The sequence below is a fragment of the Yersinia sp. 22-579 genome (assembly GCF_030433455.1).
GTDB lineage: Bacteria > Pseudomonadota > Gammaproteobacteria > Enterobacterales > Enterobacteriaceae > Yersinia > Yersinia enterocolitica.
This window is the reverse complement of record NZ_JAUJTZ010000031.1, coordinates 1-6,318: the sequence shown is the minus strand read 5'-3', so window position 1 is coordinate 6,318 and position 6,318 is coordinate 1. Positions and strand designations below refer to the sequence as shown.

Here is a 6,318-nt window from a genome sequence, read left to right as displayed (position 1 = left end):
AGTTGACCGCAGGTCCCCCCCACACAGGTGGCGTTAGCGGTCAGCGTCTCACCGACCACCGGATTGCCGGTCACGACTACTGTGGTACCTGTGGTCAGTGTCAGGGTGACCCGTTTGCCGGTGAGTTTCCCGCCTGCCGAGACCAAGTCGGCATCATCCCAGATGATGTCTTTCAGGCCGTGTTTGGTTCGCACGTTCAGTGTCAGTGGAATAACCTGCTGAGTCCGGCCTTCTACGCACGTCGGGAGACTCAGGTGGATAACCTCCTACGAGGAATAAAGGATGAATTTTTCGTTATTGGATCGTTATTATATTGAAGGTTTTAGTCCCCATCAAAAATACAGCCTCTAATAAAGGGGGATAAATAAAAGGCATGCATCATCATAGATGATACATTAATCACTCAGTGAATAAATAGGCTATCGACTGCCAATATAAAAATGGAATTTAATAGCCAAATACTGATTGCACACTCAATCGTAAAAGCCTTTTTTATGGAGAATAATTTAAGTGTTAATTTATTTACCTTACACCTGCCGCGCTCAAATTTATCAACTATTATAGTGCGTATTTAACATGTGGTGAATTAATTCAATGTTATTTCTCACTCCCATTTTTTTCATCGCTGACCGTTTTTGATAGCTAACTGTCTTTTCACTTTTGTTTAAAAGTTTGGCAATATGGCCACCTGTAAAGCCTTCTTTAAAATACTGCATAACAACTCCTTCCTGCACAGTTAGTTTTCTCCTTACTGTGCAAGTAATTTGTGGTCTCTGGGTTACTTTCCTATTTGAATTTGTATTGATATCTTTTAGTCCTTGAATTATTTTCTCCTTGAGGGCTAAAAGTGAGTCATCCAAAAAAAGATAGGTAATGGTATTGATTTTTTTGCAAACCAATTGCTCATGAGAGAAAGTGGAGTTCTTATTAGGTAGAACGATAAATAAATCAATGGATTCATTTTTTAACTGCTCTATTTTTAATTCAAAAGCGCCACTAACTTGTGATCCATCCATAATTAAAATATCGCTATTTCTATAGCGAAGAGGATCTGTTCCGACCCGATAGATTACTGCAAAATCTTTCAATGTTTCTTTTATTATTTCAGAAACACCTTTTCTAATGTATACATCACGATTAATAAGAGAAATATTAAGCACTTTATCACCCTAAATGTCATATTAACTATATGATTTAAAACAAAACCTTCTATCCGGAAGTATGTTCATAATCTGCGGCACGCATATATTGATTATATCGTCTCGATGGGTGTGATAGTCTGTAATGAAAAAGTTCAAACGGCATGGGAGAACCGTGCAAATAACCCTGCACGAAATCTACGTTCATTTTCTTAGCATACTCATGTTGAGCAGACGTTTCTATCCCCTCAGCAATAACCTTGGCGCCATGTGCATGAGCGGTAGTAATTGCTTTGATCATTAACCGTTCCAAATCTTCATCACCAATATTATTGACAAATAGTTTATCCAATTTTAACGTCTTAGCTTTAACTACATCAACCAGCCTGAAATTAGCAAACTTTGTTCCAAAGTCATCAATGGCAAAATTTATTCCTTGTACAGCCATATTTCTAAATATCGCTTTAGCCTCTGGAAAATTCGCGATATTTTCTCGTTCCGTTATCTCCGCAATTAATGAAAAGTTTAATCTGCGCAACTCTTCATTGATAATTACCAGATAAGTTGAAAAGTTTTCGTGATTTAACAAACTAACATTTACATTTAAATTCACTCTAAATCCGGAAGGGAATGAACTACTGGCCCTATCCAAATCCATCATCATATTTCGTAATGATTTACAGGTTAGTAATTCCAAAAGTCCGTGTTCTTCAACGTCTAGAATAAAATCACTCGCGCACACTAATCCGCGACTAGGTTTAAGCCAGCGCGCTAAAACCTCACAACCCACAACATTATATGTAAGGGGATCAATAATAGGCTGATAGAATGGGATAAATTCATTCCTCTCTATTGCCTGGCTTAATGTATTTTTTGAATATTTCATTTTAATTCCTCAATGCTATACAATTCCCCCATCCCGCTACGTGGCATGGGGATGATTTTTAAATCATAGGGGTTATTAACCTTTTAATTGTATGAATATACATACGTGAAAAATAAATCACATTTCTAACAAGATAAATAGAAATTATAAATAACCACTGTTGATATGGTTCCCCTAGTTTACATATCCAATATATATTGGATTGAAATATAATTAGACACATTCATATGCGTGCTGACAATTCAATCAATGTTGCCCCTGAAACCAGTAAATGTATTTTATGATAAGATAAATACATTTCACAACATTAGGAACTTCCCTGTAAAATAACAAAAAACCCTTATTGTTCAAGTGGATAAATCGGACAACCCCTAAAACTCCTAACTATAAAATCACGTTATTACAATATAAAAAACTACTATAATTATAAATTATAGGAATATTTTCCCAGAAAAATGAATGCCTTCTTCCTTAGGAAAGTTCCTAGAAGTTGAACTTGACCCCCAAGGGGTCCGCCTGGAATTCGGAAATTATCCTACGTTTAGCGTTTTTATCTCTAACGGTGGATCTCGCTCCGTTGAGAATAAACCCTGATTGTAAGGGATGTATGGAGTGTTCAGGCTGAGCGTTAATTGCTTTGCTTACTTTAGTAGGCTCTGTCGCATTAGCGTAGAGAGGTTAGCAAAAGTGGTGCTGGCGGTTATTTAGGCAGCCAGCAAATAGAATTTTTCCGCAGGTGAAAATCCCTCACTTTGCGGGTGTTGATATTGCCCTTTTCGTATCATGTGGATCAATTCGATGCCAGCCAGGATCGTCTGTGCCCGCCGGAACGAGTTGAATCCCAGCATCAGGCGTATCCGACGTTTGATATTTCGGTGATCCTGCTCAATCAGGTTATTCAGATACTTGTTCTGCCTGACAGTAATGGTTTCTTTTTCGGGTTTGTCGGCGTTGAGTGTAGTCAGCGCTGCCGTGTTGGCACCACTTTTATCAAGGGTCACTATCTCAGGTTCGCCCTGGTGTCGAATGGCTTTGCGAAAGAAGCGTAATGCCGCTGCAGCATCCCGTTTGGCGGTCAGCAGAAAGTCGATGGTCTGGCCTGAAGTATCCACCGCGCGGTAAAGATATTTCCACTGACCTTTGATTTTGATGTAGGTTTCATCCATTCGCCACCGACGACCTACTGAGCGTTTATGCTGACGAAATACCTTATCCAGCAAGGGCACCCGACGGATAACCCAGCGGTGTAACGTGGAGTGATCAACAATAACGCCACGCTCTGCCATCATCTCCTCGAGATTACGCAGGCTGAGGGCATAAGCGAGATACCAGCGAACACACTGGGTGATAATATCAGAGGGGTAATGCAGCCGACGGAAGGCTTTTCGGATTAGAGACATGGGCAGGCAACATCGTAAAAAAACAGCATGTTACCTGACCACGCCTTAATGCGACAGAACCTTGTAGTATCTCTGTTACTGAGTTTATCACCCCCCACACTTGCAATGTCAATATTTTCCCCATCTGATGGTGTGATATGCGATAAAGCGTCCAATTTCTGTGCAGATCGTCATGGGATTTCCATAGCCTTAACTGTCAAATACTTAGGTAGCCAAGCACAAGAAAGGTTACTCAAAGTACTCGGTGAAAGTACTGATGGTAATCTTTGGGAGTACACGCTAAGTAATGGTGTCCATTGTGATTCCCATGAAAAACAGTGCTATTCTGACCGTTATTATCCCCGGACCAAAGCGAAACAGGAATCCAAATTCACGAATAAAATTTTCGGTATAAGCCAATAATATATTAGTCAATATGTTATGTTATTTTCATTCAAAATTCCCAGGAGGAAATCTGAGACTTTCATCGTGATATTAGAAATCCAATACAAGTGGCATCGAGTACTTTCGTTGCCATTGCCTTACCCTATTTAAAATCGGATACTTAATATAAGCAGTTAATTATTCTTTAAAGGTTGTTTCTTTGGTATTTTACCCTGTACTTCACAGGTCATTCACTTCAGACCATCGCCCCCTCCCCACCTACCTAACTGAATTAACACTGTTTACCGTGATTTTTCAGCAAAACTCCGAATATTGTCAATCATATACATTCGACACTAAACTGTATCCCTTGAGTTTTACTACACAATGAAATCATAACGATAAGAGTGAAATTACACATAATTGTGTTTATTTTCATAGGGAGTGAATTTGACCACAAAAAAATTAATTGCAAGATATACAAAATTTCAGCAGGGTCATCCCATGAAATACCCTAGACCCAGCATGTCATTTCGTCGACTACTCTGGTTGAATATCTTGGTGCTGGCGTTATTCCTATCGCCACTATATTTTAAACCCATTATTTTTCATGTAAAGACAGTTATTTATTAGCTAGAGGTGGGCGAAAAAGCTTATCCCATGGCTACTGCCATAAGTTGGCGTAAAAATCAGTGCGACCATAGGGACTCTGTTGTTGATCAATCGGAAAGACTCTGCATGATTACGTCCGAGAATACTGCCTTTAATATAGTTACCACCAAATCATTTTAATGAACTACCTCAGTGTCAGAATTTCTGGTCATCCGATGGTGAAATACAGGGTTATGACTAAGGCCGACAAGCGCTATTTATATTCTGTTTAAGCAGCTAGATACAATAAAACTCCGTTCAATATCAATGAATAATCGTCACCGTCAAAGGCAACCTCATCTCGGTCTAGCGGGTCACTGGGGGCAAATCGGTTATTTTTAACGTATTTCATAATGAAGAATAGGAAAATGATAAGATGAAAGGATCCACGTTGATGTTTAAAACGCAGACTGTAGGCTGTCTCATTACGGGACTGTTATTAAGCTTCGCAACAAGCCAAGCTCTGGCGTCCACTGCAACGTCACCGATAACCGCTGCAGTGATCGGACATGCACCCACACTGTCTCCAGGCAATATCACCTATGAGGACAAGAATAGTAACGGTGTATTGGACACTGGTGATGTAGTTCGTATCGATACAACCCATTTATTTACCTTCACTGATGTTGATGGCGATACAGCCACTGCAAACACTTATAGCTGGACGGTAAACAACAAAATTGTGGCAACGACTGAAACTTATATCATCAAAACGACGGATTTGGGTTTAGTCATTAGGTTAGAGGTGACCCCACATACAAACGGGGACATCACTGTTCCGGCTGATGGTAGCAAAGTGGCTGCAGCAAATAACTTATCTATCTCCGCAAGTGGAGATGTTATTTCTACCGTTATTACCGGCAATGCAGTTGTCAATGAAACTCTGACCGCAAAGCCGACCTGTACGACAGCCTGTGACAGCAAAATAAAATACCAATGGTTGTTGGAAGATGCGATTAACAGCGGAAAATTCAGCAATATTAAAACTGCAACCGCCAAAACCTACAGCCCTACCAAAGATACTCAGAAACGTAGAATCCAGGTTATTGTTTCCAATAATTAACGTGCTATTTAGTGCGATTCTTCCACTCGCTGGCTCGATATGAATATGAGAAGGATCGCGCGAATAAGGTGGTGACCCGACTCGATGATCGAGTATGAATATACCCTAGCTTCCTATACGGTTGCATGCTTCATGAACTAGGCATTTTAATAAATTGCAGGCAGTTGCCCTTCACCGGTACTGTGACGGGCAACATACCAGTGGCTAGTGAGCCAAAAACCGAAACCTCTCATCATTCAGTATCACACTGCGACGTCCTGCGTTCTCACGGATATCAGTAGATAAAACATCATCGCCACAATCACCACTGCCCGTGATAACGACTCAAACCGCGACTGATACTGTTCTACGCTCAGGCACACACTCGCCATTCCAGCATCTGACTCAGTCAATATCCCATCAGGGTAGCACTGACTTAATAACGATAAGTTTTCAATGAAAGCATGCTGTGTTGGGGATCCTGGTTTGATAAACACCAACTTTACTGCATACATTTCTGCTGGCGTGGTCAGATCCTCAGAGGTAAATTTTGGACCGTTCTCTATGAGAAACATCACTACATTATTCTACGCACGTTGCCTGGACGTAATCGTCCCTTATATCTGTGTGTTCCCAGTGCCCGTCGTACATTGATACCTGTTTGACTCCGTAGTCGTCCTCCTGGCCCCACACCCACATATCGTTTTTAATGTTGCGAACCCATGGCACACTCGTGTAGCTTGCAGAGCTAGTGAGTTGACCCCACTCACCAAACAACGTACCCAATGTCCTCGCTGACGTACCTGTGGTTAGGTCGTCGGATGCTGGTATTTGCGC

Annotated in this window: 6 protein-coding genes and 1 pseudogene; 2 read left to right on the top strand and 5 right to left on the bottom strand. The window is 40.9% G+C overall.

The genetic code is table 11. From position 1 onward, the window contains the following. The 4 genes from QSV56_RS21810 to QSV56_RS21795 form a co-directional block, all read right to left on the bottom strand. A partial coding sequence (locus QSV56_RS21810) for a hypothetical protein (protein WP_301213794.1) occupies positions 1-194 on the bottom strand: 194 nt, incomplete at its 3' end. A 357-nt stretch (positions 195-551) separates the two neighbouring features. After that, positions 552-1,160: a LuxR C-terminal-related transcriptional regulator gene (locus QSV56_RS21805; RefSeq protein ID WP_301213791.1), complete on the bottom strand. Its 609-nt coding sequence runs from the start codon at positions 1,158-1,160 to the stop codon at positions 552-554. A gap of 49 nt (positions 1,161-1,209) precedes the next feature. Further along, complete coding sequence (locus QSV56_RS21800) at positions 1,210-2,025, bottom strand: EAL domain-containing protein (protein ID WP_301213789.1); 816 nt, start codon at positions 2,023-2,025, stop codon at positions 1,210-1,212. Between the two features lie 704 nt (positions 2,026-2,729). After that, positions 2,730-3,425 carry an IS6 family transposase gene (locus tag QSV56_RS21795; protein ID WP_301213786.1) on the bottom strand — a complete coding sequence of 232 codons (696 nt, stop codon included), beginning with the start codon at positions 3,423-3,425 and terminating at the stop codon, positions 2,730-2,732. A gap of 27 nt (positions 3,426-3,452) precedes the next feature. On the opposite strand from QSV56_RS21795, the gene QSV56_RS21790 reads away from it, so the two are divergent. Both QSV56_RS21790 and QSV56_RS21785 read left to right on the top strand, forming a co-directional pair. After that, positions 3,453-3,827, top strand: a complete 375-nt coding sequence (locus QSV56_RS21790) for a YcgJ family protein (protein WP_367317238.1) — start codon at positions 3,453-3,455, stop codon at positions 3,825-3,827. Between the two features lie 988 nt (positions 3,828-4,815). Further along, entirely contained in the window at positions 4,816-5,502 is a 687-nt protein-coding gene (locus tag QSV56_RS21785; RefSeq protein WP_301213784.1) for a ZirU family protein, read from the top strand. A 431-nt stretch (positions 5,503-5,933) separates the two neighbouring features. Here the strand turns inward: QSV56_RS21785 and QSV56_RS21780 are convergent. Further along, positions 5,934-6,047, bottom strand: a pseudogene (locus tag QSV56_RS21780) (IS3 family transposase); the annotation flags it as partial. Positions 6,048-6,318 lie beyond the last annotated feature (271 nt).

Bases quoted from the DNA above. Each gene is read 5' to 3' on its own strand.
- QSV56_RS21800 (WP_301213789.1), bottom strand. From the start codon at position 2,025: ATGAAATATTCAAAAAATACATTAAGCCAGGCAATAGAGAGGAATGAA.
- QSV56_RS21795 (WP_301213786.1), bottom strand. From the start codon at position 3,425: ATGTCTCTAATCCGAAAAGCCTTCCGTCGGCTGCATTACCCCTCTGAT.
- QSV56_RS21790 (WP_367317238.1), top strand. From the start codon at position 3,453: ATGTTACCTGACCACGCCTTAATGCGACAGAACCTTGTAGTATCTCTG.
- QSV56_RS21785 (WP_301213784.1), top strand. From the start codon at position 4,816: ATGAAAGGATCCACGTTGATGTTTAAAACGCAGACTGTAGGCTGTCTC.